Genomic DNA, 22,862 nt, shown 5'->3' with positions numbered 1-22,862 from the left:
CGAAGAGGCGCCGGAAACGAGGGTGTAAAGAATTCTTGACACGGGAGTGCGCGCGTGGCATGCTTCCGATGTAAAGAATTCTGTACATCGGAGGATGACATGGTCTACCAAGAGCGCAACACGTGGTCGAGCCTGGTGGTGACGATCGTGGCTCTGACCGTCTACGTCGTCCTGGTGCTGCAGCGGGCCGACGGCGGCCAGCTGACCGAGGTCGACTGGGCGCCCCTCATGTTCTGGACGATCGGCATCTCGATCGTCGGAGCGATCCTCCTCAGCATCCTGTGGGGGATCTTCGCCGGCATGCGCGATCCCGACGGCGTCGGCCGGTCCGACCAGCGCGATCGCGACATCTCCCAGATGGGCGACCGCGTCGGGCAGGCGTTCATGGTCGTCGCGGGCCTCGGGGGGATCGTGCTGTGCGCGGTCGAAGTCGACGGCTTCTGGATCGCCAACACCCTCTTCTTCGGCTTCGCGCTCTCCGCCCTCGTCGGCGGCATCGCCCGGGTCATCGCCTACCGTCGCGGGCTGGTCTGATGGTCAAGCCCACCCGTGTCACCAACGAGATCCGCGCCCTCCGCGCCGCCCACGGCGACATGACACAGGCCGAACTCGCCCGCCGCGTCGGCGTCACCCGCCAGACCCTCATCGCGATCGAGCAGGGGCGCTACTCGCCCACGCTCGAGCTCGCCTTCCAGATCTCCCGCGTCTTCGGCGTTCCGCTGGACGACGTGTTCTCTTACCCCGAGGAGTAGACCCATGGATGCTGCCGCCCCACTGCCGCGTACCCGCACCGTCTGGCGCCAGCACGCCTATGGCTCGGCCGACGCGGTCGCTGCCGAGACCGCAGATGTTCGCCCTCCCGGCCGGGGGAAAGTGCTCCTGCGGGTCGAGGCCGTCTCGCTCAACTCCGGTGACGTGCGGATGATGCGGGGCGACCCGCCCCTGATCCGCCTCTTCGCGGGGCTGCGCCGTCCTCGCCCGCGCGGCCGAGGCATGGACGTGGCCGGCACCATCATCGCGCTGGGCGAGGGCGTGGAAGACTTCGCCGTCGGCGATCGGGTGGTCGGAGCCGGGAGCGAGACACTCGCCGACTACGCGATGGTCCGCGCCGCCCGGCTGACGCACCGGCCACCGGCCGTGGACGTGGCGGTCGCAGCCGCGCTCCCGATCGCCGGGAACACCGCCGTCGCAGCTCTCGACGCCTGCAGGGTCGGCTCCGGGAGCCGCGTGCTCGTCGTCGGCGCCGGCGGGGGAGTCGGAACCTTCACGGTGCAGCTGGCCGCCGAGCGCGGCGCCGAGGTCTGGGCGACCTGTGGCGCCCGCGCGGAGGAAACGCTCCGTGGCCTCGGCGCATCACACACGTTCGACTACCGCCGCACCGACCTGACGGATCTTCCCGCCGCGTCGTTCGACGCGATCATCGACATCGCCGGCCTGCCGCCGCTCCGCATCCTCCGCCGCCTGCTCCGCCCGGGCGGCACCGTTGCTCTCGTCGGCGGAGGGGACGGCATCCTCGGCCCGATTCCGCGGATGCTGCGCACCCTTGTCGTCCGCGCGCGCTTCCGGCCGATCGCCGCCACCACAAAGCCCGCCGTCACCGCCTCGCTCCTGGAACTGGCCGCCGCGGGTCGCCTCACCCCGGTGATCGAGGCGACCTGGCCCATGTCCGAGGCGCGCGCGGCGCTGGCCTCGGTGGACGCGGGTCACACGGTCGGCAAGGTCGTCGTCCGAGCCGCCTAGCCCGCCCGTCCCCGCCCCGCCCGCCTCGCCGCCCCGCACTCCCGGCGAGAAACGACAATGCGGACGAGACACGACGCGTCGCATCCTTTCTCGTCCGGAATGCCGTTTCTCGGGCGCTCGCGGAGCGCCGATAGGATCCAGGGGATATGCCCGCACCCCGCCCGTCGACGCTCGCGACCGGCCGCCTGCTTCGAACGCGCGCGGGGGCTCGCGCGGGGCTCCTCGCGAGCCTCGCGGGAACGATCGCCGTCGCCGTCGCGACGACGCTCACTCTCGGCATGTGGCTGGTCCGCGGCGCCGCCGCACCCGGGATGCTCCGGCCCGCCGGGATGAGCGACGACGCATACGCCGCCCAGATCGATGAGGGAGTGCGGGCCCTCGCCGCCGGCGCGCCCGGCCTCGTGCTCGTCGTCGTGCTGCTCGCGGCCATCGCCGTCGCCCAGCTCGGCCGGCTCCTCGCCATCGCACGGGAGGCGGAGACGACGTTCGCGCGCGCCCGCGGGCTGTCGAGGCGGCAGGCGCTCGGAGCGGCAGCGGTCGAAAGTGCCGCGGTCGCATCCGCCGGCGCGGTGGCGGGGATCGCCGCGGGGTGGGGGATCGCCGCCGGAACGCGGACCGTCACCGGCGAACGGACCGGCGACGTCTGGGCACACCCGGCAACCGGACCGGTCGTCCTCGCCGCGGTCGCGCTGGCCGGCCTCCTCGGCTGCGTCGCCGCGCGGTCGAGCCGCTTCCCCGACCGGCGGCCGCTCGGGCGGGCGGCCCGGGCGGCGAGTGTCGCGCTGGTGGTCGCCGTGCTCCTCGCGGCCGGATTCGTGCTGTGGCAGCTCCGGTTCGTGCGTGCGGCGCCCGGCAGCTTCGACCCGGTGGTCGCGATCGCCCCCGCGGTTCTGCTCTCGACCGCGGGCATCCTGACCGTCGCGCTGTTCGCGCCGTTCTCCCGGGCTGTGGCCGGCATCGCGGCACGTCGTCCGGGGCTCGTTCCCGCCTTGCCCGCCCGCCACGCAGCGCGCCGGGTCGCTGTCTACCGCGTCGCGGTGCTGCTCGTCGCCTTCGCGGCAGCGCAGGCCGTGTTCGGCGCGGCCGTCACCGCCACGTGGCAGAACCTCGTCGCGTTGTCCGCAGCGGTGGAGACCGGAGCCGACATCCGTGTCGACCTCGATACGGATGCAGCGACCCCGGGCCTGGTCGCCGAGATCGCGGCCGTCGACGGCATCGAGGCGGCCGGCCCGGCGCTCATCGCCCCCGTGGAGGCGGGATCGACCGCCTTCGAGCTGATCGCGCTGCCGGGAAGCAGCATCCCGGAACTCCTTTCGCCGGCCGGAGGCGCGGTCGATCCGCTGCAGGTGCAGCACGACGTCGCGGCGGAGACGCACGCGGTGGACCTGGGGGACGGGGCGACCGCCCTGCGCCTGACGGTCGACGTCGCCTCGACGCAGAGCCAAGCGGCCGATCTCGTCGAACTGGGCGCCCTCGTCGCCGACGCCACCGGAGCGACGGCGCGTCTGCGCTTCACGGGCGCCGCGACGCCCGCAGCCGACGGCGTCCGCCGGGTGACCGGCGAGGCGGTCCTGCCCGACGGCACCGCGCCCTGGAGCGTCCTCGCCCTCACCGCGCAGTTCCGCGCGTCGATCCTCCGGCCGGCCGCGACGATCACGGTGGCCTCCGTCGAGGGCGTCGGGGGCGCCGGCGACCTCGGCATCGCCGGCACCGCCGAGCTGACCGACGACGCGCCGGAATCGCATTTGTGGCTGGCCGACCCGGCGGTGCGGGCCGACGCGCCGGTGCGCGTGCCGGTCGTCGCCAGCTCGGCGCTGGCCGATCTGCTCGGACTGGTCGAGGGCGACGCCGTGGACATTCGTTACGCCGGGTCAGGCCGCTCCGGGTCGCTCGTGGTCGCAGGCATCGTGGATGCGGTGCCCGGCGCGGGCGGCGCTCCGGCGGTCTTCGCCGATCTCACAACGCTCCGCGCCGCGATGCTGCAGAGCGACGTCTCGGTTATCGCCCCCAGCTCGGTGTGGGCGTCAGGGGATCCCGCTTCCGCCGACGAGGTCAGCGCGGCGGCGGGCGACCGCCTCGTGCGGACGGCCGCACCCGGCGTCGCCGCATCCATCGCGGGTGCGCTCGTCCCGGCGTGGGGGATCGCGACCGCCGGTGGGCTCGTCCTCGCCCTGATCGCGGTGCTCGCGATCGTGCAGACCCTGACACGCGGGCGGCGGGCGGAGCTTGCCGCACTGCGGGCGGTGGGGGTGACCCCGCGGCTCTCGGCCCGGATGCGTGCCGCCGAGCTGGGAGAGGTGACCGGGTTCGCCCTCATCGCGGGCGGTCTGATCGGCGCGCTCGCGGCGTGGTTCGTCGTGCCCGACCTCGTGCGAGCCACCGCTGCCGGGGTCCCGGCTCCGCTGGCGACACCTGTGGCTTTCGCGCCCGTCCCGCTCATCGTCGGCATGGCGGCGCTCGTGGCCGGACTCACCGTGATCGTGGCGGGTGCCGCCGGACGGGTCGACCGGGATGCGCGCAGGGCCGTGGATGTGGAGGCGTCGGGATGAGCCGGCGGACGGGTATCGGCGGGTTGTTCCTGCGGCACCTCGCGCGCGGTCTCCCCGCGGCGACCGTCGTCGCCGTCCTCGTCGCGGTGCTGGCCGCCGTCGCGACCTTCCTGCCCATCGCCGTGGCCGGCCTTGACCGCGGCACCCTGCGCGACCAGCTCGCGCAGACCGGACCGAACCAGCGCGACGTCGGAGCCGTCGCCCCGGGCGCGCCGGCGGCGGCCACGGCGCGGGACGGCGGGTCACCGACGACCGAGGGGGCGTGGGGACCCTTCATCCAGGGACTGGAAGAGGTCCGCACGTCGGCGCAACCCCCGCTCGATGACGTTCTCGCGCCCGCGCACGCCGTGACGCGGTCGATCGGCAACGTCCTCGTCGGGGAGGAGCGCACACGCTCGCTGACGGTCGCCTTCGACCCGGCATATCGGGAGCGGGTCACGCTCGTCGACGGCGCCTGGCCGGCGACACCCGTCCTCCGCTTCTCGGACCGCGGAGAGTTGCTCCCCGGCACCCTCGAGATCGTGGTGTCGGCGGACACCGCGACGGCGATGGGATGGAGCATCGGCGAGACGCGCGCGGTTCCTCAGCGCGCGGCCGTCGCCGACCCGGTCGTGTGGCGTCTGGTCGGCACCTTCGCGGCGGTCGACCCGGGCGACGACTACTGGCAGCACGTGCGCTCGGTGCTCGCCCCGGACGTCGTGGACGACGGCAATCGCGCTCCCGTCGTCACGGGAACCGGCTTCGCCCACCCCGCTGCCGTGGATGCGGCGAACCTCCTCTCCGGCAGATCGGAGACGGCGGTGTGGTACCCCGTCGACACGGCCCGCATCACCGGCGCGAACGCCGAGGGCGCGGGAACGGCACTGCGCCGCTTCGCCTCCGAGGCGCACCCGGTCGCCGAAGCTCCTGACGCCGGACGTGGAATCACCAGCCTGCGGTTCGAGGCTCCCGTGGTCGAGACCATCGACATCGCGCTGGACCAGTCGCGTGCGACGGCGGCGATCCTCGCGATGATCGCCGCCGGCCCTGCGGGCGTGGCGGCGCTCGTCCTGCTGCTCGGGTGCCGCCTCATCCTGGAACGTCGCCGGCCCACGCTGCGCCTGCTGTCGGCTCGCGGCGGCTCGGGCCGCCAGCTCCGCGCCCTCCTGGGCGTCGAGGGGCTGGCGCTCGGGGTCATCCCCGCCGCCGTCGGCACCGCCGCCGCGCTCGCGCTGGCCCGCACCGCCCCCGAACCGGGGATGCTCCTCGCCCCGGTCCTCCTCGCCCTCGCGCCGGCTGTCGTGCTCACTGCGGTGGCCGGCTCCGCCGCCGATCGGACGGCACGGGCCGACCTCGGCCGGCGCGTACCGCGTCTGCGCGCCGTGATCGAGGCGCTCGCCCTCGCTCTCGCGGCCGCGGCTGTCGCCCTCCTGGTGCTGCGCGGATACTCGAGCGCCCGGGCCGACCCCCTCCTCGCGGCGGCGCCGCTGCTGGTCGCGATCGCGGGGTCGATGGTGACTCTGCGGCTGTACCCTCTGCCGCTGCGGGCCGTCCTCGAGCGCGCGCGGCGGGGAGAACGGATGACATCGTTCCTCGGAGCGGCGCGCGCCATCCGTGAGCCCGCGCTGGGCCTGGTCCCGGTCGTCGCGCTCGTGGTGGGGGTGTCTGTCGCCGTCTCGTCGGCCGTGCTGCTGTCGACGCTTCAGACCGGCATCCGCACGTCGGCCGAGGGAGAGGTCGGAGCAGACGTGCGGGTCGACGGCGCCCGCTTCGACGCCGCGGTTCTCGAGCGGATCCAGGCCCTGGACGGGGTCGCCGTCGCGACAGGGGTGTCGGGGGCGGAACCCGTTCAGCTCGAAATCGGTGGCAGCGCGCGACAGACCTCCGTCCACCTGGTCGATGCGCGCGCGCTCGCCGAGGCGCAGGGCGACGGCCCGGGCATCCTGCCCGAGGGAACCTCCCTCGTCCCCGGCAGCGGGCCGGTGCCGATCGTCGTCTCCGCCGGCGTTGCGGGACTCGTCGGGAACGAAGCGGTCTCGATCGAAGGAGTGGCGTCCGACATCGTCGGGGTCGCCACCGGACAGGCGCCCCTGAGCTCTCGGGCGAACTGGATCGCGGTGGACGCCGCGTACGCCGAGGCGCTGCTCGGCGGAAACGCCCCGATCCGCCTCGTTCTCCTGAGACTCGACCCGGGCGCGTCCCTCGGCTCCGTCGAAGACGAGCTGCGGGCCATGCTCGGACCGCTCGTGCGGATCGACGCGCCCGGCGACATCCTGCGCGAGATCGAGGACGGCCCGGCCGTCAGCGGTCTGCGCACCGCCCTGGCAACGGCCACCGGGTTCGCGGCGGCGCTCGCGGCGCTGGCCGTCGTGCTCACCCTGACGCTGGTGGCACGCTCCCGGGAGCGCGTGCTGGCGCTGCTGAGCGCTCTCGGGGTAGGCCGTGGCACGCGGATGCGCCTCATCGCCTGGGAGATCGGACCACCGGCGGTCGCCGCGGTGGTGGTCGGTTCCCTCTTCGGTGCGGCGCTGCCGCTCCTCGTCCTCGCCGCGGTCGACCTGCGCCCCTTCACCGGGTCATCCGTCGCCCCCGCCTACGTGGCCGACCCCGCGACGGTGGCTCTCACGCTCCTCGGCTTCGTCGTGGGAGCAGGCGTCCTCAGTGCGGTCGCGCTGATGGCCGGGCGGGGTTCCCGGAACGACCCTGCGCTGCGCGGGGTAGAGGAAGCTTGAAGGAAGGAGAAGACCATGGCTGTACGTGCCGTCCCGGATGCTGACATCCTGTGCGTCGATCTCGTGCGGATCTTCCAGGTGCGCGCGAGCACGGGGCCGGGCGTCGAGGTGCAGGCGCTGCAGGGTCTGAATCTCCGCGTCGACCCCGGTGAGCTGGTGGCCGTCGTCGGCGCCTCCGGTTCGGGCAAGTCGACCCTCCTGTCGATCCTGTCGAGTCTCGACCAGCCCACCGCCGGCGTCGCCTGGGTGGCGGGGCACGACCTCCTCACCATGGGCGAGAAGGAGCGGGTGGCTTTCCGGCGGAAGAGCGTCGGTTTCGTGTGGCAGCAGACCTCACGCAACCTCGTGCCGTACTTCACCGCGGCGGAGAACGTCGCGGCGGCACTTGCCATCCCGGGTGAGGTGCGCGGATCCGCCCGCCGTGCCCGAGTGCGCGAACTCCTCGACCTCCTGGAGGTGTCGGATTGCGCTGAACGCCTGCCCGCGGAGATGTCCGGAGGTCAGCAGCAGCGGGTGGCGATCGCGGTGGGCATCGCCAACCGGCCCCGGGTGCTGCTGGCGGACGAGCCGACCGGTGAGCTGGACGAGACCACGAGCGCCCACGTGCTCGAGGCGATGCGGGCGGTGAACCGGGAGCTGGGCGTCACCACGCTCATCGTGACCCACGACCCCGGCGTGTCCGAACATGTCGCCCGCACCGTGCAGATCCGCGACGGGCGCACCTCCACCGAAGTACTCCGTTCCACCCGTCGCGACGAGCACGGTGCGGAGCACCATGTCGCCGAGGAGTACGCCGTGCTCGACCGGGTGGGCCGGCTGCAACTGCCTGACGAGTTCGTCGCCGCGCTGGATCTCCGCGACCGGGTGCGTCTGGCTCTCGAGACCGACCATGTCGGCGTCTGGCCGGGGCAGAACCGCGACCGCGCCGCGTCCCCGTCCGAGGAGGAGAGATGACCACCGCATCCACTCGCACCGTCGCCCTTCGCGGTGAGCGCCTGAGCCGCACGTTCTCCACCCCGGCCGGCGACGTGCACGCCTGCGTCGACATCGACATCGAGGTCGCCGCCAGTGAACTCGTCGTGGTGCGCGGGGCTTCGGGTGCGGGAAAGACCACGCTCCTGAACATGCTCGCGGGCTTGGAAACCCCCACGTCGGGTCGGGTGTGGATCGGCGACACCGAGCTCACCGGGCTGGGAGAGGACGAGGTCGCCGGGCTCCGGCGGGAGAACCTCGGGATCGTGTTCCAGGCCTTCGGGCTCATCCCCATCCTCTCGGCAGCCGAGAACGTGGAGCTGGCGTTGCGGATCGCGCGCACGCCGCCGGCCGAGCGCGACGAGCGGGTCGCCGAGGCGCTGCGTCTGGTGGGCCTGGCCGACCACGCCGCCCAACGCCCCGATGAGCTCTCGGGCGGCCAGCAGCAGCGCGTCGGGATCGCCCGCGCGCTCGCCGTGCGGCCACGGGTGCTGCTGGCCGACGAGCCCACCGGACAGTTGGACTCGCGCACCGCCGCGACCGTGATGGACCTCATCGGCGAGCTCGTGCACAGCCGCGGCATCGCCGCCATCGTCACGACCCACGATCCTCTGCTGGTCCAGCGAGCCGATCGCGTCCTCGAACTGCACGACGGGCGGGTGCGTCTCCCGGAGTGAGCGCCCCCGCCATCGCCCGCTCCTGCTGGCGAGAAACGACGATCCGGATGAGACACGACGCGGCGCATCCTTTCTCATCCGGAATGCCATTTCTCGCGGGGGCAGCCGGCTCTCGTCTTTCCGGGATGCGGCGTGGCACAATGGTCGCGGCGTGCCCGGATCGCCGGCTTCGAAGAGCTCCGCCGGGCCAGTGGACAGCGTCCGCCGATCTTCTACGAGGAGCCGTATGTCCACGCACGAATCGATCGCCCCTACCCTCCGCACCGAGCGCGTCCAGCAGTACCGGCGCTACCTGATGTGCCGCCCCGAGCACTTCACGGTCAGCTACAGCATCAACCCGTGGATGGAGCCGACCCGGCCCACCGACACCGCTCGCGCGGTCGCGCAGTGGCAGACGCTGTATGACACGTACCTCGAGCTCGGTCACGAGGTCGAGCTGATCGACCCGATCGACGGACTGCCGGACATGGTCTACACCGCCAACGGCGGATTCGTCATCGACGGCATCGCGTACGGGCCGAAGTTCCGCTTCGCCGAGCGGGTTCCCGAAGGCCCCGCGTTCATGGAGTGGTTCGGGCAGAACGGGTTCGATGTCGTCGACCCGGTCGAGGTGAACGAGGGCGAGGGCGACTTCCTCCTCGTGGGTGACACCATCCTCGCCGGCACCGGCTTCCGCTCGACCGGCGACAGCCACCGCGAGGTGGGCGAGGTCTTCGGCCGCGAGGTCGTCTCCCTCACGCTGACCGACCCGCGGTTCTACCACCTCGACACCGCCATCGCCGTGCTGGACCCGGTCCAGGGCGCCGGCGGCGTGGAGCGCGCGAACATCGCGTATCTCCCCAACGCGTTCGACGACCGCAGCCAGGCGATCCTGCGCGAGCGCTACCCCGACGCCATCCAGGTCTCCGACGCCGACGGTGCCGTCTTCGGCCTCAACTCGGCCAGCGACGGCCGCAACGTCATCATCTCCCCCCGCGCCGCCGGATTCGAGGCGCAGCTCCGCGAACGCGGCTACACCCCGATCCTCCTCGACCTCTCGGAACTGCTCCTCGGTGGTGGTGGCATCAAGTGCTGCACCCTGGAACTGCGGGGAGGGGCTCGATGAGCACCTCCCTCGACACCGGGACGGTGCGCATCATCGGCGCCGAGCGGGAGCACCTCGCCTCGAACTATTCGCCGCTGCCCGTCGTCATCGCTCGCGGCGACGGTGCCTGGGTGACCGATGTCGAGGGCAAGCGCTACCTGGACCTCCTGTCGGCCTACTCCGCGCTCAACTTCGGCCACGGGCATCCCGCGCTCATCGCCGCCGCGCAGGAGCAGCTCACGCGCCTGACCCTCACGAGCCGCGCCTACCACAACGACCAGCTCGGGCCTTTCGCGGCAGCTCTCGCCGAGCTCTGCGGCAAAGAGCTCGTCCTGCCCATGAACACCGGCGCCGAGGCGGTCGAGACCGGCATCAAGGTGGCACGCGCCTGGGGGTACCGCGTGAAGGGCATCGCCCCGGATGCGGCGACCATCGTCGTGGCCGACGGGAACTTCCACGGCCGCACCACCACCATCGTCGGCTTCAGCGACGACCCCACCGCCCGGGACGATTTCGGTCCGTATGCGCCCGGCTTCATCCGGGTTCCCTACGGGGATGCGGCGGCGATCGCAGCGGCGATCGACGAGAACACCGCCGCGGTGCTGATCGAGCCGATCCAGGGCGAGGGCGGCGTCATCATTCCGCCGGAGGGCTACCTCCGTGCGGTGCGGGAGATGACGACGAAGAACAACGTGCTGTTCATCGCCGACGAGATCCAGTCGGGCCTCGGCCGGGTGGGCACGACCTTCGCGTGCGATCGCGAAGGGGTCGTGCCCGACGTCTATCTCCTCGGCAAGGCGTTGGGGGGCGGCATCCTGCCGTTGTCCGCCGTCGTGGCCGACCGCGACGTGCTGGGCGTCATCCGCCCGGGCGAGCACGGCTCGACCTTCGGAGGCAATCCGCTGGCGGCCGCCGTCGGCCTGCGGGTCGTCGAGATGCTGTCGTCGGGCGAGTTCCAGACCCGCGCTGCGGCGCTGGGGGAGCACCTCGAGGGCAAGCTGGCCGAGGTGGTCGGGCACGGGGTCACGGCCGTGCGGATCGCCGGCCTGTGGGCCGGCGTCGACATCGACCCGGCGGTGGGCTCCGGCCGTGAGATCGCCGAGCGGCTCCTCGCGCGGGGCGTTCTCGTCAAGGACACGCACGGGCAGACGATCCGCGTCGCCCCACCCCTCGTCATCCGCGCGACCGAATTGGACTGGGCCGTCGAACAGCTGAGGCACGTCCTGGCCGCCTGACGCCGAGCCTGTGTACGGAAACATCTCCGCAATGAGCGGGCGATTACGCTCGCTGCATGGGTGAACCGTTCGACGGCCATGGCGCAGCTCTGACCTCGGATGGAACCCCTTGGGGCGCTCTCGCGCACACGGAGACGTGGCGCTCGGCGCCGCATGCGGGTGACCGTGGCCCCGTGCAGGCCGGCGGTCTTCTCGACGACGACGAGGAGGCGGCCTACCGGGTGATCCTCGGGTCGGGCACGGCCGACGCGGCACGGGTGGCCGAGGCGATGCGCGTGCCGCTGCCGGACGCGCGGCGGCTGCTGGAGCGACTGCGCCGGAGGGGGCTCGTGAGCGACCACGGGGCGGTCGCCGGGGCGGTGGAGGCGATGTCGCCCGATGTCGCGTTCGCCGCGCCTCTCGCCCGGCGGCAGCAGGAATTGGATGCCTCGCGCCTTCTGGTCGCTTCGTTGAGCGAGACCTACCGGACCGCGAACCGGCGTCGCGATCCGCGCTTCGTCGTCGAGGTGGTCACGGGTGCCCAGCCGCTCCGGGAGACCTTGCGCGCGTTGCAGTCGTCCGCGCGCCAGGAGATCCTCTGGTTCTGCCGGGCCAACCCGCTGGCGATGGCCGGAACCGAGAACGGTGAGGAGAGAGCGGCCCTGGAGCGCGGCGTGCGCTATCGAGCCGTGTACGAACGGGCACTGCTCGAGATGCCGGGGGAGATGGACGGTGTCGCCGAAGCGATCGGGTGGGGGGAGGAGAGCCGGGTGGTCGCGTCGCTGCCCGTGCGGCTGGCGATCGTGGACCGCACCACGGCCCTCTGCCCGCTGCTTCCGGACGCCGAGCGCGGCGTGGCCGAACCGACGGCCGCGGTGATCGGTCCCGGTCAGCTCCTCGACGCACTTCTGGCCCTCTTCGACAGTGTGTGGGAGGGGGCCACGCCGCTCCGGCTGGCCGGTGGGCGCGACGACGGCCATGCGGGGGGTGCGGAAGTGACCGAGGAGGATCGGGCTCTGCTTTCGCTTCTCGTCGCCGGCATGCCCGACAAGTCGCTCAGCACGCTGCTCGACATCAGCCGCCGCACGGTGCAGCGCCGCCTTCTGCGGCTCATGGCGATCGCGGGCGTGGACAGCCGGCCGGCGCTGGCGTATCAGGCGGCCCGGAGGGGCTGGCTCTGATCCGAGCCAGCCCCTCCGTGCGTCAGCCTCTGCGCAGTCAGCCTCGCCCGTAGGCGTCGACGACGGTCTGCTCGACCTGGCGATCCTTACCGGCGGACGCGACCACCCGAACGGACACGGGCGTGTCTCCGCGCGGCACCTCCACCTTCAGCTCGCCCTTGTGGCCGCGCACGTGCGCGGGCTTCCACGTCGCCCCGGCGTCGGAAGACAGCCACACCTCGACCTTCGCGTCGCGGACCGTCGCGCCGGCTGCATCCGTGATGCGGATGGGCAGCGTGTGCGAGCGCCGGGATGCTGTTCCGGTGTCGTCGACCGGAGGCTCGTACGCCGCATGGATGAGCGGCAGTTCCGCCGTCTTCCCGTCCGCCGGGCGGTCGGAGCGGAACGTCCACGCCGTGTCGACCGCGGGCGACCAGCGCCACTCGGGGGTATCCCGCCGGACGGACAGCTCCAGCCGGTACTGCGCCGACCCGCCCGTCACCGCCACGTCCGCCACCCCCGAGTTCGTCTCGGCGATCAGGGCGCCGTCGCGGTAGAGCCGCGCCGCCGTGCTCGATGTCTCGCCGATCGAGAAGTGGCCCTCCGCATCCACGTACTCCGGGATCCGCAGCGACATCACATCGTCGGTGCGCGCGGAGGGCACGCCCGCCACGCCGGCTGAGCGCATCACGGTGCCGTACCAGGTCTCTTCCGAGCGTCCGGGTTCGTAGGTCCGGGGCAGCCCCGCCACCCCGCCCTGCAGAGCCCCCCAGTTGAGGTCGAAGCGCGATGCGAGGACTCTGTGCTGCCACAGCGAGTCATCCGCCGTGACCCACTCCTCCCGCGTCGAGGGTGTCGCCACGATCCGCGACGTGTCGTTCAGCGCATACTCCTGCCACGGCCGCCAGCTGAATCGCTGCTCATCCGTCCACGGGAAGCCGCCGGTGTCGGAGTAGGTGGTGCGGACGCGGTGAGTGTTCGCCTTCGTCACCTCGATCTCGATCCCGTCCGGGATGCTGCCCGAGACGGAGTGCTGGATGTCGTAGAGGTAGGGGCTCGACCGACTGACCTCGAGCTTCGCCGTCGCGCCGCGCTTTCGAGCGAGCGCGAGGAGCTTCTCGCCGTCGCGGGCGTTCGTCACCATCCCCGGGATGGGATCTCGTTCGGCACTCGGGTCGAAGACGTCGCGGATGGAGAATTCCTCGGGGAAGACGAGGATGACCGCTGCCGCACCCGCCGCGGCCGCCCGGGCGACCAGGTCGCCCTGCTCGCTGGCGTCGGTTGCCTCGACGACGGCGATTCGCCCGCGTACGCCGGCGAAGTCGGGTCCCGGGGCCACGAGCCCCAGCGTCCGCGGACGATCCCACTGGGGAGACGTCGCGATCAGGTTCGTCACGGGGACCCCGCCGAAACCGCGGGTCTCGAGGACGGCGGAGGGGCGCACCATCTGCCGGCGTGAGGAGAATTCGAACGCACCGTCGGTGACCTCCTTCGTGGGGGTGACCCACACGCCGGTCTCGCCGAACTCGCGGACTCCTGCGCTGACGGCGCGACCACTCGCGAATTTCCGGTAGGCGTAGAAGCTGTGCACCGTCTGCTGCTGGGCGAGCTGCGGGGTGCGCACGGTCACCTCACGCGTCTTCCGAGCGTCGAGCACGATCGACATGTCGCCGGTGACCTCCACGTTGGGATCGACGATCGCCGCCGTGCGCGCGTGCTGTCCGCCTCCGTTAGTGATGAGACCGCTGAGGAGGTAGGAGCCCTCCTCGAGGAAGATCTGCCGTGGCCCCTCGTTCTCGCCCACCCAATCGAACACATCGGTCCCCAGTCGCTCGCCGAAGAAGTCGACGGGAGTGGTCACCGGCTCACCCTCGAAACCGACGGCGGTGACCGTCACGCGGTGCTTCGGCCCGGTGCGGATCGCGCCTACGGCGGTCTGCACGCTGACTTCGCCGTCGGCCGAGGCGGCTGTCAGGGCGCCCGACCAGTTGGCGTGGGGCAGGAGACCCGAGTCGAGGGTCACCGTGACGTCCGCCGACCCCTTGGCGGGGATATCGACACTCTCAGGCGCCGTGAACGCGTCCGACGTCACGCTGCGATCATCCGCGTTGCGCACATCCAGTGCGAGCGTCAGCCGGACGGCGTCGGCCGAGTCATTGCGGTAGGTGATCGTCCGGGTGACGGGTGCATCCTCGCTCACGTGCGCGAAGTCGACCGACCCGCTGGCACGCACCTGCTGGCCGATGGCGCGGGTCACGTCGACCTCGCCCGCGCCCTGCTCCCACACCGACGCGTCGGGAGCGGACGTGGCCGAGCTCATCAGCAGTTCCTTCAGCTCGGCGCCGGTCAGTTCGGGCCGCTGTTGGGCCAGAAGCGCTGCTGCCCCGGCGACGTGCGGGGTCGCCATCGAGGTGCCGGAGGCCGCTGTGTAGAGGTCGTTCACCGCGTCGCCCATGTCGGTGCCCGCCGCTCGGGCGGCGACGATGTCCACTCCCGGCGCCGAGATGTCGGGCTTGAGGGCTCCGTCTCCATAGCGTGGTCCACGGCTGGAGAAGTCGGCCATCGCGCCCTCGGCGTCCACGGCGGCGACTGTGAGTGCACGGGCCGCGGTACCGGGGGCACCGACGGTCTCGACACCGCCTTCGTTCCCGGCAGCGACGACGAACAGCGTGCCGGTCTCGGCCGCGAGGCGGTCGAGCGCGACGCTCAGCGGGTCGGTGCCGTCGGTCGGTCCGCTACCCAGACTCATGTTCACGATGTCGGCGCCTTCGGCCGCTGCCCACTCCATGCCGGCGATCACCCAGGAGAACTGACCGAACCCGTCGTCGGCCAAGACCTTCGCGATGAGGAGGTCGGCGTCGTAGGCGACGCCGCGCTCGCGGCCTTCGCTGCCCGCCCCCGACCCTGCGATCGTCGAGGCCACGTGAGTGCCGTGGCCGAAGAGGTCGCTGGTTCCCGTCGCGCTCTCGGAGAAGTCCTCCGCCGCCGCGACCCGGTTGGCGAGATCGGGGTGCGTGGCATCCACACCCGTGTCCAACACCGCGACCTTGACGCCGTCGCCGGTGTAGCCGGCCGCCCAGCCGTCGGGTGCGCCGATCTGGCCCACGCTCTGCTCCAGCGTCGGGCGCACGAGCCCGTCGAGCCACAGACCCGACATGCCGTTGCCGAGGGCGGCGCCGCCCGACGTGTCGGCCACGCCGGTTTCGCCGGGCGTCAGCGCCCGCCAGAGCTCGGCGAGGGAATCGGTTCGCGTCTCGAGGGCCGTGCCGTCGATCGAGGGGAGCAGGCGGGTGGCCGTCGCCTCCGGGAAGGACTGGGTGCGGACGGCCTCGGGGTCGGCGTAGGTCGCGATGAGGGGAAGCGCATCACGCTCGGCGTAGCCGTCTTCGATGAGGGAGGTGACGTCGAACAGGCGACGGTCGAGGATGGATTCGCCCAGGTACGGCACGACGTCGCTCGGGATGACGAGGAACTTTCCGTCGACCTCGGTGGTCTGGAAGGTCACGCTCTCGCGCCCCTCGGCGGGGGCGACCGAGACCGTCTTGCGACCGCCACCGGCGTCGCCCACGGTCACGACGTCACCGGTGATGAGCGTCACCCGCTGCTCCCCGCCCGCAGCCGCCGGTGCGGCGAGATCGGGCGATGGGGGAGGCGGGGATGCGGCGCCCAGGGAGGCGGTCGTTCCCGTCACGATGAGCGTGGTCGACAGGGCTGCGGCGAGGGAACCTCGCCAGAGGGTGCGAGTGCGGCGCGTGGACATGCGTCTCCGAACTGAGCGGCCAGGGGGATGGTGCCTCCAGTGTGGCCGCGTCTCATCGAGGTGAACCCGATGGCGGTGCCGCATATGCGCCGTGACGCACGTGCGCCATCTCCGCGAGCCCTGGGCGGCGAGAGGGCGACGCGCAAGCCCCTGGGTCGGAAACATTTCGGCAACACGGCCCCGGATAGGCTCATGACATGGGTGACCTGTTCGACGGCTACGGCGCCACGTTGGCGCCACGCAAGACCCCGTCCGGGATCCCGCCCTTCGACGAGATGTTCGGTGATCCGGCGCATCCGGGGGCTCACGCGGAATCCCGCGACGCGTATCGCGAGCTCTACCAGGCACTGGCCCAGATGACGCAGGACGAGCTGCGCGGGCGCACCGAGTCACTGGCGAGCTCCTACCTCGCGCAGGGTGTCACCTTCGACTTCGCCGGCGAAGAACGACCGTTCCCGCTCGACGCGGTGCCGCGCATCATCGACTACGACGAGTGGTCGCGCGTCGAGGCGGGGGTCAAGCAACGCGTTCGGGCCCTGGAGGCGTTCCTCGACGACGCGTACGGAAACCAGCACGCGGTCCGCGACGGCATCCTCCCCGCGCAGCTCATCGCCTCGTCGCAGTACTTCTACCGGCAGGCCGCCGGCATCCACAGCGCCAACGGCGTCCGCATCCAAGTCGCCGGCATCGACCTCATCCGGGACGAGCACGGCGAGATGCGGGTGCTCGAGGACAACGTCCGCGTGCCGAGCGGCGTCAGCTACGTCATCTCCAACCGCCGTGTCATGGCGCAGACGCTGCCGGAGCTGTTCACGTCGCTCCGCGTGCGGCCCGTCGGCGACTACCCGAACAAGCTTCTCGCCGCCCTCCGCGCCTCCGCCCCCGGCGGCATCGACGACCCGAATGTCGTCGTGCTCACCCCGGGGGTGTACAACTCCGCGTACTTCGAGCACACCCTGCTCGCCCGCCTCATGGGCGTCGAGCTGGTCGAAGGGCGCGACCTGCTGTGCATGGGCGGCAAGGTCTTCATGCGCACGACCCACGGACCCAGGCGGGTGGATGTCATCTACCGCCGTGTCGACGATGACTTCCTCGACCCCCTGCAGTTCCGCGCCGACTCGATGCTCGGAGCGCCGGGGCTCATGCTCGCCGCGCGTCTGGGCAACGTCACGATCGCCAACGCGGTCGGCAACGGCGTCGCCGACGACAAGCTCCTCTACACCTACGTGCCCGAGCTCATCCAGTACTACCTCGCCGAGGAGCCGATCCTGCGGAACGTCGACACCTGGCGCCTGGAGGATCCGGGGGCACTCGAAGAGGTGCTCGACCGCCTGGACGAACTCGTCGTCAAACCCGTCGACGGGTCGGGCGGCAAGGGGCTCGTCGTCGGACCCGATGCATCCCCGTCGGAGCTGGACAAGCTCCGGCAGCGCCTGATCGCCGATCCGCGCGGGTGGATCGCACAGCCCGTCGTGATGCTCTCCACCATCCCGACGCTCGTGGAGGACGGGATGCGGCCGCGCCACGCCGACCTGCGGCCCTTCGCGGTCAACGACGGTGACGACGTGTGGGTTCTTCCCGGGGGCCTCACCCGGGTGGCTCTTCCCGAGGGTCAGCTCGTGGTCAACTCGAGCCAGGGCGGCGGGTCGAAGGACACATGGATCGTCGGTGGTTCGGCGCCCACGCACGTCGAGTACGGGCAGGGGCATGGCCTCGCCGGGCTCGTCGCGGACCAGGCGGCCACGGTGACGGCATCCATTCCGATCATCTACGACGGTCAGCCCGAGGTGACGCACTCACCGCAGGACCGTCCCCGCACGGGCACCGAGCAGCAGCAGCAACAGCAACAGGAGGACCGCCCGCAGGAGCACGGCCCTCAGCACGAGCAGCAGCAACAGCAGCGCGAAGATGATGTCTCAGTCGTGCAGGATTCCGGCCCGGATTACCTGCGACTGCGGGACATGACTCGGCCGACCGGGAAGGACGGCGCATGCTGAGCCGCATCGCCGAGAGTTTGTTCTGGATCGGGCGCTACATCGAGCGCAGCGACGGCACAGCGCGGATTCTCGACATCCACCTTCAGCTCCTGCTCGAGGACCCCTGGATCGACGAGGACACCGCGTGCCGATCGCTGCTGAGCGTGATGGGGTCGGTCGTCCCGGAGGGCGACGACAAGGTGCGCCGCGGTGATGTGCTGCAGCGCCTCGCGGTGGACCGGATGAACCCCGCGAGCATCGCGTACGCGCTCACCGCGGCGCGCGAGAACGCTCGCCGTGCCCGCGAGATCGTCTCCAGCGAGCTGTGGGAAACACTGAACACGACGAACTCGCGGATGCCGCGGCGCCTGCAGACCGACAAGGTGCACGAGTTCTTCGGCTGGGTCCGCGAGCGCTCCGCCCTGGCGGTCGGCATCGTGGACTCCTCGACGAGCCGCGATGAAGCGTGGCAGTTCTTCACCCTGGGCCGCAGCATCGAGCGTGCCGACATGACCGCGCGGCTCCTGGCCACCCGCTCCCTGACCCAGGCGTCCGGCCCGTCCTGGACGACGATCCTGCGGTCGTGCGGCGCGTACGAGGCGTATCTGCGCACGTACCGCGGCATGCCCAGCGCCCGCAACGCCGCGGAGTTTCTGCTGTTGGATCGCCTCTTTCCGCGCTCGATCATCTACTCGATCCAACGCGCCGAGGAGTGCATGAGCGCCATCGACCCGCGGGCCGATCGGGTCGGTCACTCGAACACCGTGCTGCGGGCGCTCGGACAGATCCGCAACGATCTCGAGTACCGCCCCATCAGCGACATCCTCGGTGAGCTGCCGCTGCACATGCAGCGTGTGCAGAAGGTCACGCGCGAAGCATCCGAAGCCATCCGCTCGCGGTTCTTCCCGGCCCAGGCCGAACCCAGCTGGATCGGGGAGATCTCATGAAGCGGCTCCGGATCGAACACTCCACGGGGTTCGCGTACCAGGGCGACGTCTCGGCGTCGTACAACGAGGCGCGGATGCTGCCGGTCTCCACCGACAGCCAGTTCGTGCTGAGTTCGGCCCTCGACATCGAGCCGTCCACGAGCGTGAACTCGTACGTCGACTACTTCGGCACGCGGGTGAGCGCCTTCGATGTGCTGTCGCCGCACTCGGCTCTGGCGATCGCGGCCCGCTCGCTGGTCGAGGTCCGTCCGCGCCCGATCTCCCACGTCGACCTCACCTGGGACGCGCTCGCCGCCGAGGCGGGGCGGTCGATCGGAACGGTCGAGCAGCTGGTCCAGACGCGGCGCACGCGGCCGCATCCCGAGGTCGCCGAGATCGCCCGGTCGATCGCGGCGCAGCACGACCACCCCGGGCGCGCGGCGCACGCGATCGCCGAGGCGATCGGCGATGCGGTGGAGTACATGCACGGCGTGACCGGTGTGCACTCCACGGCGTCGGAGGCGTGGGAGGCGCGCAAGGGCGTCTGCCAGGACCTCGCGCACATCACTCTCGGCGCGCTTCGGGAGGTCGGGATCCCGGCCCGCTACGTGTCGGGGTATCTGCATCCGCGCCCGAACGCCGAGGTCGGCGTTTCGGTGACTGGCGAGTCGCACGCGTGGGTGGAGTGGTTCGCCGGCGACTGGCAGGGGTTCGATCCCACGAACAACATCGAGATCGGTGACCGGCACGTGCTGGTCGGGCGAGGTCGCGACTACAACGACGTGCCGCCGCTGCGTGGCGTCTACGCCGGCCCGTTCAAGAGCCAGCTGCGCGTGAAGGTGACGATCACCCGCGAGGCCTAGCGCCGCTCGCCTCTCCGCCGCGAGCTCGCTCGCCGCGAGAAACCACATCCCGCACGAGAAACCCCGCGTCGCGGGGCGTCTCGCCCGGATCGTCGTTTCTCGCCGTGGCACGGGGCGGCGCACCGGGTCAGCGCGCGTAGCCGCCGCGCGTGATGAGGCGGGTCGGCAGCAAGAAGCGTGACGGTTCGGCGCCGGCCGAGCCGTCGATGCGGGCGAAGAGCGTCTCGGCCGCGACCGTGCCGAGGCGCTCGATGTCGTAGTCGACGATGCGGATGCGGCGGGGCAGCACCCCGGCCAGCTCGAAGTCGTCGAACCCGGTCACGGCCACCTCGGCGTTGCGGGGGAGGATCGCCTCCAGCGCCCCGATCGTGGAGCGGTTGTTCGCGCAGAAGACGGCGGTCGGCGGATGCTCCGCTCCCAGCAGGCGCTCCATGGCCTCCCGTGCGTCCGCAGGGGTGTGCAAGCCCGTCATCACCAAGGCAGGATCCGGCGTGCGTCCGGAATCGGCGAATGCGTCGAGGGCGCCCTGCCGGCGCTCGGCCATGGTGAAGATCGAGGGGGAGTCGAACAGCATCGCGACGCGCTCATGGCCGTCGCGCAGCAGCTCGGCCACGGCATCCCGCGCACCGCCGCGGTTGTCGATGAGCACCGCGTCGGCGTCGAGCCCGCCGCCGGGGCGGTCGAGGAAGACCACGGGCGTCGTCGCCATCTCGCCGGACAGGTAGGACTGATCATCGCCCGCCGGGACGAGAAGCAGACCGCCCACACGTCGGTGACACAGGTCGAGCGCGAGGGTGCGCTCGGCGGCCGCATCCTCTTCGCTCGAGGCCATGATGACCTGCATCCGCCGACCGACCGCGATCGCCGACACCGCGGCGGCGATGGTCATATAGAACGTGTTCGACAGGTCCGCGGCGAGAAAGCCGATGGTGTCCCGGCTGCCCGACCGCAGGCTCGCCGCCAGGGCGTTGCGGTGGAAACCGAGTCGGGCGATGGATGCGTTCACCCGGTCGATGAGCGCCGCGTCGACGTTGGGCTGGGCGTTGATGACCCGAGAAACGGTCTTGAGGCTCACTCCGGCATCGGCGGCGACGTCCACCATGGTGGGGCGACCGCTCTTGCGCATCGAGTTCCCTCCCGCGACGTTTCGGATCGATCCTACGGAGCCGAGCCGCCCACGGCGCAGATCAGCGTGCCACCGCGACCAGGGCGCTTTCGTCGCGCGACGCGATCGCCGCGGCGAAGATGCGGTGGGTGAGGGCGGCCTCCTCCGGCCGGACGGTGCCGAACCGGTCGCCGAGGTCACCGGTGTACTCGGCGAGGAACGCGGCCCACATCTGCAGGATGGCGTCCGAGAATCCCGACTCGAAGTTCGCGCCGGTGACCGTCGGCCACACCGACTGGCTCCCCGAGTCGATGCGCTGCCAGCTCTGCTCGCGACCGACCCCGGGCACGTCCACGACGGCGAAGACCTCGACCGACTTGGGATTCTTCGTGCTGAACCGCACGCCGCCATCCATGCCGACGGCCTCGAACTCCCAGGTGTTCTTCTCGCCGGGAGCGATGCGCTTGGTCTCGGTCGTCAGCACGAACGGCGCGCCCTCGTGGGTGGTCCAGCTGTGGATGACCGCGTTGTCCCACGTGTCGCAGGGGAGGAGGTCGCCATCGGGTCCGGCGCGTTCGGTCACGATGTCCTGAAGCAGTGCGACCACCCGCTCGGGCACCCACCCGAGCCGCAGGGGAACATGCCAGGTGTGCATGCCGAGATCGTTCATGACACCGGCCTCGCCGCAGAACTGCTTCTGCCGCTTCCAGTTCAGCGGCTTCGCCGGATCGAGGTCGCTGGAGTGCAGGAAGGTGCATTTCGCCTCGATGACCCGACCGAGCGCCCCGCTGCGGATGTAGTCGACGGCGGCCTGGGCGCCCGGGAAGAACGGCATCTCGCTGGAGACGCGGACGAACGACCCGGGGGTTTCGTCGATGGCGCGGACCACCGCATCCGCCGCCGCCCCGTCGATTCCGAACGGCTTCTCAGCCAGGAGGGCCTTGCCGGAGCGGATGGTGTCGACGTACAGCTGCTCGTGCAGGTCGTGCCGCACGGCGATGTAGACCACGTCGATGCCGGGATCGGCGAGCAGTTCGCGATAGTCGGTGACTTTGAGGCGCACGGTCTCGATGCGGTCGAACCACTCCATCGCGGCGGGGTTGATGTCGCACACCGCGACGAGCTGCGGGTCGGCGGGATGGTCGAGGAGGGCGGGCCAGCGCCGGAGGGCCGCCGCGATCTCGCGTCCCATCAGGCCGCCGCCGATGATGCCGACGTTCACGCGCCGTGATTCGGTCATCGCTGACCTCCGATGAGGGCGAGGGCGTCGTCGACCGAGGCGTCGTCGTGCACGACGGCCATGAGCGCCGCGGTGATGCCGGCCGGATGCGGATGCTGGATGACGTTGCGGCCGTAGACGATGCCGCGGGCCCCCTGCGCGAGGACGGCTTTGGTGCGCTCGAGGAGCGTGCGGTCATCGACGCGCCCGCCGCCGCGCACGAGAACGGGGGTGTCGGCGGCGGCCTGCACGACGAGGTGGTAGTCCTCGATGTCATCGGTGGGGTCGGCCTTGATGAGGTCGGCCCCGAGTTCGCGAGCCTGGCGGACGAGCGTGACGATCTTCCGGGTGTCACCGTCGACCATGTACCCGCCCTGGCCGGAGTTGGTCTGCATCACGAGCGGCTCGATCATCAGCGGCATCCCGTAGCGCTCCGCGTCGGTGCGGAGAGCGAGGATCGAGCGGATGCACTGCTCGCGCACCTCAGGGTGCCCGGGAAGGTCGAGAAGGTTCACGCACACCGCCACCGCATCCAGTCGCACCGCGACCTCGATCGCGTCGGGAACGTGGATGCTGTGCAGCGGCGACTCGAGCGGGCTGTTGTAGACGTTCGCGATGTCGGTGCGCAGCACGAGACCGGGCTTCTGCTTGCCCGGCACCGACTGCAGCAGCGGAGCCTGCCCGAGGGTCAGCTGGATCGCGTCGGGGCCGGCGTCGACGAGGGTGGCGATGGTGGCCGCCATGTCTTCGATGCCGGAGAGGAACGCGTGCTCGTGAAACGCGCCGTGATCGACGGCGACGTCGAGGGCGCGACCGGATCGCGGGTGGAAGAGGCGGTTGAGCCGGTGCTTCGTCATGGGAGGTCGTTCTCCGGGAGCTGGATGCGGGGCCGCTCCGATGCGGCGG

Annotated in this window: 17 protein-coding genes; 13 read left to right on the top strand and 4 right to left on the bottom strand. The window is 71.4% G+C overall.

Annotated elements, in window-relative coordinates:
• Positions 1–99: 99 nt before the first annotated feature.
• The 10 genes from AC4FS2_RS14280 (at position 100) to AC4FS2_RS14235 (ending at position 12,128) form a co-directional block, all read left to right on the top strand.
• Positions 100–534 (top strand): hypothetical protein, encoded by a 435-nt coding sequence (locus tag AC4FS2_RS14280; protein WP_491155906.1) that lies wholly within the window; start codon positions 100–102, stop codon positions 532–534.
• Positions 534–752, top strand: a complete 219-nt coding sequence (locus AC4FS2_RS14275; protein WP_484507852.1) for a helix-turn-helix transcriptional regulator — start codon at positions 534–536, stop codon at positions 750–752. The genes AC4FS2_RS14280 and AC4FS2_RS14275 overlap by 1 nt, the downstream gene beginning before the upstream one ends.
• Before the next feature lie 4 nt (positions 753–756).
• Complete coding sequence (locus AC4FS2_RS14270) at positions 757–1,740, top strand: NAD(P)-dependent alcohol dehydrogenase (protein ID WP_491155907.1); 984 nt, start codon at positions 757–759, stop codon at positions 1,738–1,740.
• Positions 1,741–1,886: 146 nt separating this feature from the next.
• Positions 1,887–4,289, top strand: a complete 2,403-nt coding sequence (locus tag AC4FS2_RS14265; RefSeq protein WP_491177610.1) for an ABC transporter permease — start codon at positions 1,887–1,889, stop codon at positions 4,287–4,289.
• Positions 4,286–7,000, top strand: a complete 2,715-nt coding sequence (locus AC4FS2_RS14260) for an FtsX-like permease family protein (RefSeq protein WP_491155909.1) — start codon at positions 4,286–4,288, stop codon at positions 6,998–7,000. Before AC4FS2_RS14265 ends, AC4FS2_RS14260 begins: the two co-directional genes overlap by 4 nt.
• Positions 7,001–7,015: 15 nt before the next feature.
• Positions 7,016–7,954, top strand: a complete 939-nt coding sequence (locus AC4FS2_RS14255) for an ABC transporter ATP-binding protein (RefSeq protein WP_491155911.1) — start codon at positions 7,016–7,018, stop codon at positions 7,952–7,954.
• Positions 7,951–8,649: an ABC transporter ATP-binding protein gene (locus AC4FS2_RS14250; protein WP_491155913.1), complete on the top strand. Its 699-nt coding sequence runs from the start codon at positions 7,951–7,953 to the stop codon at positions 8,647–8,649. The genes AC4FS2_RS14255 and AC4FS2_RS14250 overlap by 4 nt, the downstream gene beginning before the upstream one ends.
• Positions 8,650–8,875: 226 nt before the next feature.
• Positions 8,876–9,754 carry a dimethylargininase gene (gene ddaH / locus AC4FS2_RS14245; RefSeq protein WP_491155915.1) on the top strand — a complete coding sequence of 293 codons (879 nt, stop codon included), beginning with the start codon at positions 8,876–8,878 and terminating at the stop codon, positions 9,752–9,754.
• Complete coding sequence (gene rocD, locus AC4FS2_RS14240) at positions 9,751–10,968, top strand: ornithine--oxo-acid transaminase (RefSeq protein WP_491155917.1); 1,218 nt, start codon at positions 9,751–9,753, stop codon at positions 10,966–10,968. The genes ddaH and rocD overlap by 4 nt, the downstream gene beginning before the upstream one ends.
• Before the next feature lie 56 nt (positions 10,969–11,024).
• On the top strand, positions 11,025–12,128 hold the full coding sequence (locus AC4FS2_RS14235; protein ID WP_491155918.1) for a hypothetical protein: 1,104 nt from the start codon (positions 11,025–11,027) through the stop codon (positions 12,126–12,128).
• 37 nt (positions 12,129–12,165) lie between these two features.
• Here the strand turns inward: AC4FS2_RS14235 and AC4FS2_RS14230 are convergent, their stop codons facing one another.
• Entirely contained in the window at positions 12,166–15,867 is a 3,702-nt protein-coding gene (locus tag AC4FS2_RS14230) for a S8 family serine peptidase (protein ID WP_491155920.1), read from the bottom strand.
• A 197-nt stretch (positions 15,868–16,064) separates the two neighbouring features.
• Between AC4FS2_RS14230 and AC4FS2_RS14225 the strand changes: the two genes are divergently transcribed.
• Genes AC4FS2_RS14225 through AC4FS2_RS14215 form a run of 3 tightly spaced genes read left to right on the top strand, consistent with a single transcriptional unit; the run spans position 16,065 to position 19,632 of the window.
• Entirely contained in the window at positions 16,065–17,864 is a 1,800-nt protein-coding gene (locus AC4FS2_RS14225) for a circularly permuted type 2 ATP-grasp protein (RefSeq protein ID WP_491155922.1), read from the top strand.
• The gene (locus tag AC4FS2_RS14220) at positions 17,858–18,790 is read left to right on the top strand and encodes an alpha-E domain-containing protein (protein ID WP_491155923.1); all 933 of its coding nucleotides are present in this window, start codon (positions 17,858–17,860) and stop codon (positions 18,788–18,790) included. The genes AC4FS2_RS14225 and AC4FS2_RS14220 overlap by 7 nt, the downstream gene beginning before the upstream one ends.
• Positions 18,787–19,632: a transglutaminase family protein gene (locus AC4FS2_RS14215; RefSeq protein ID WP_491155924.1), complete on the top strand. Its 846-nt coding sequence runs from the start codon at positions 18,787–18,789 to the stop codon at positions 19,630–19,632. Before AC4FS2_RS14220 ends, AC4FS2_RS14215 begins: the two co-directional genes overlap by 4 nt.
• A gap of 127 nt (positions 19,633–19,759) precedes the next feature.
• Here the strand turns inward: AC4FS2_RS14215 and AC4FS2_RS14210 are convergent, their stop codons facing one another.
• The 3 genes from AC4FS2_RS14210 to AC4FS2_RS14200 all read right to left on the bottom strand — a co-directional run bounded on the left by AC4FS2_RS14210 (position 19,760) and on the right by AC4FS2_RS14200 (position 22,813).
• Positions 19,760–20,758: a LacI family DNA-binding transcriptional regulator gene (locus AC4FS2_RS14210; RefSeq protein ID WP_491155925.1), complete on the bottom strand. Its 999-nt coding sequence runs from the start codon at positions 20,756–20,758 to the stop codon at positions 19,760–19,762.
• A 61-nt stretch (positions 20,759–20,819) separates the two neighbouring features.
• Positions 20,820–21,977, bottom strand: coding sequence for a Gfo/Idh/MocA family protein (locus AC4FS2_RS14205; protein ID WP_491155927.1), 1,158 nt, complete (start codon positions 21,975–21,977; stop codon positions 20,820–20,822).
• Complete coding sequence (locus AC4FS2_RS14200; protein ID WP_491155928.1) at positions 21,974–22,813, bottom strand: class I fructose-bisphosphate aldolase; 840 nt, start codon at positions 22,811–22,813, stop codon at positions 21,974–21,976. Before AC4FS2_RS14200 ends, AC4FS2_RS14205 begins: the two co-directional genes overlap by 4 nt.
• Between the last annotated feature and the right edge of the window lie 49 nt (positions 22,814–22,862).

This window comes from Microbacterium sp. Z10_103 (assembly GCF_058310455.1).
The sequence above is the reverse complement of the archived record's forward strand: the minus strand, read 5'-3'. Positions and strand labels throughout refer to the sequence as shown.

Coding starts and splice junctions, on each gene's coding strand:
- AC4FS2_RS14220 (WP_491155923.1), top strand. CDS start 17,858: ATGCTGAGCCGCATCGCCGAGAGTTTGTTCTGGATCGGGCGCTACATC.
- AC4FS2_RS14205 (WP_491155927.1), bottom strand. CDS start 21,977: ATGACCGAATCACGGCGCGTGAACGTCGGCATCATCGGCGGCGGCCTG.
- AC4FS2_RS14210 (WP_491155925.1), bottom strand. CDS start 20,758: ATGCGCAAGAGCGGTCGCCCCACCATGGTGGACGTCGCCGCCGATGCC.
- AC4FS2_RS14260 (WP_491155909.1), top strand. CDS start 4,286: ATGAGCCGGCGGACGGGTATCGGCGGGTTGTTCCTGCGGCACCTCGCG.
- AC4FS2_RS14215 (WP_491155924.1), top strand. CDS start 18,787: ATGAAGCGGCTCCGGATCGAACACTCCACGGGGTTCGCGTACCAGGGC.
- AC4FS2_RS14200 (WP_491155928.1), bottom strand. CDS start 22,813: ATGACGAAGCACCGGCTCAACCGCCTCTTCCACCCGCGATCCGGTCGC.
- AC4FS2_RS14265 (WP_491177610.1), top strand. CDS start 1,887: ATGCCCGCACCCCGCCCGTCGACGCTCGCGACCGGCCGCCTGCTTCGA.
- AC4FS2_RS14275 (WP_484507852.1), top strand. CDS start 534: ATGGTCAAGCCCACCCGTGTCACCAACGAGATCCGCGCCCTCCGCGCC.
- AC4FS2_RS14250 (WP_491155913.1), top strand. CDS start 7,951: ATGACCACCGCATCCACTCGCACCGTCGCCCTTCGCGGTGAGCGCCTG.
- ddaH (WP_491155915.1), top strand. CDS start 8,876: ATGTCCACGCACGAATCGATCGCCCCTACCCTCCGCACCGAGCGCGTC.
- AC4FS2_RS14255 (WP_491155911.1), top strand. CDS start 7,016: ATGGCTGTACGTGCCGTCCCGGATGCTGACATCCTGTGCGTCGATCTC.
- AC4FS2_RS14225 (WP_491155922.1), top strand. CDS start 16,065: ATGGGTGACCTGTTCGACGGCTACGGCGCCACGTTGGCGCCACGCAAG.
- rocD (WP_491155917.1), top strand. CDS start 9,751: ATGAGCACCTCCCTCGACACCGGGACGGTGCGCATCATCGGCGCCGAG.
- AC4FS2_RS14270 (WP_491155907.1), top strand. CDS start 757: ATGGATGCTGCCGCCCCACTGCCGCGTACCCGCACCGTCTGGCGCCAG.
- AC4FS2_RS14280 (WP_491155906.1), top strand. CDS start 100: ATGGTCTACCAAGAGCGCAACACGTGGTCGAGCCTGGTGGTGACGATC.
- AC4FS2_RS14230 (WP_491155920.1), bottom strand. CDS start 15,867: ATGTCCACGCGCCGCACTCGCACCCTCTGGCGAGGTTCCCTCGCCGCA.
- AC4FS2_RS14235 (WP_491155918.1), top strand. CDS start 11,025: ATGGGTGAACCGTTCGACGGCCATGGCGCAGCTCTGACCTCGGATGGA.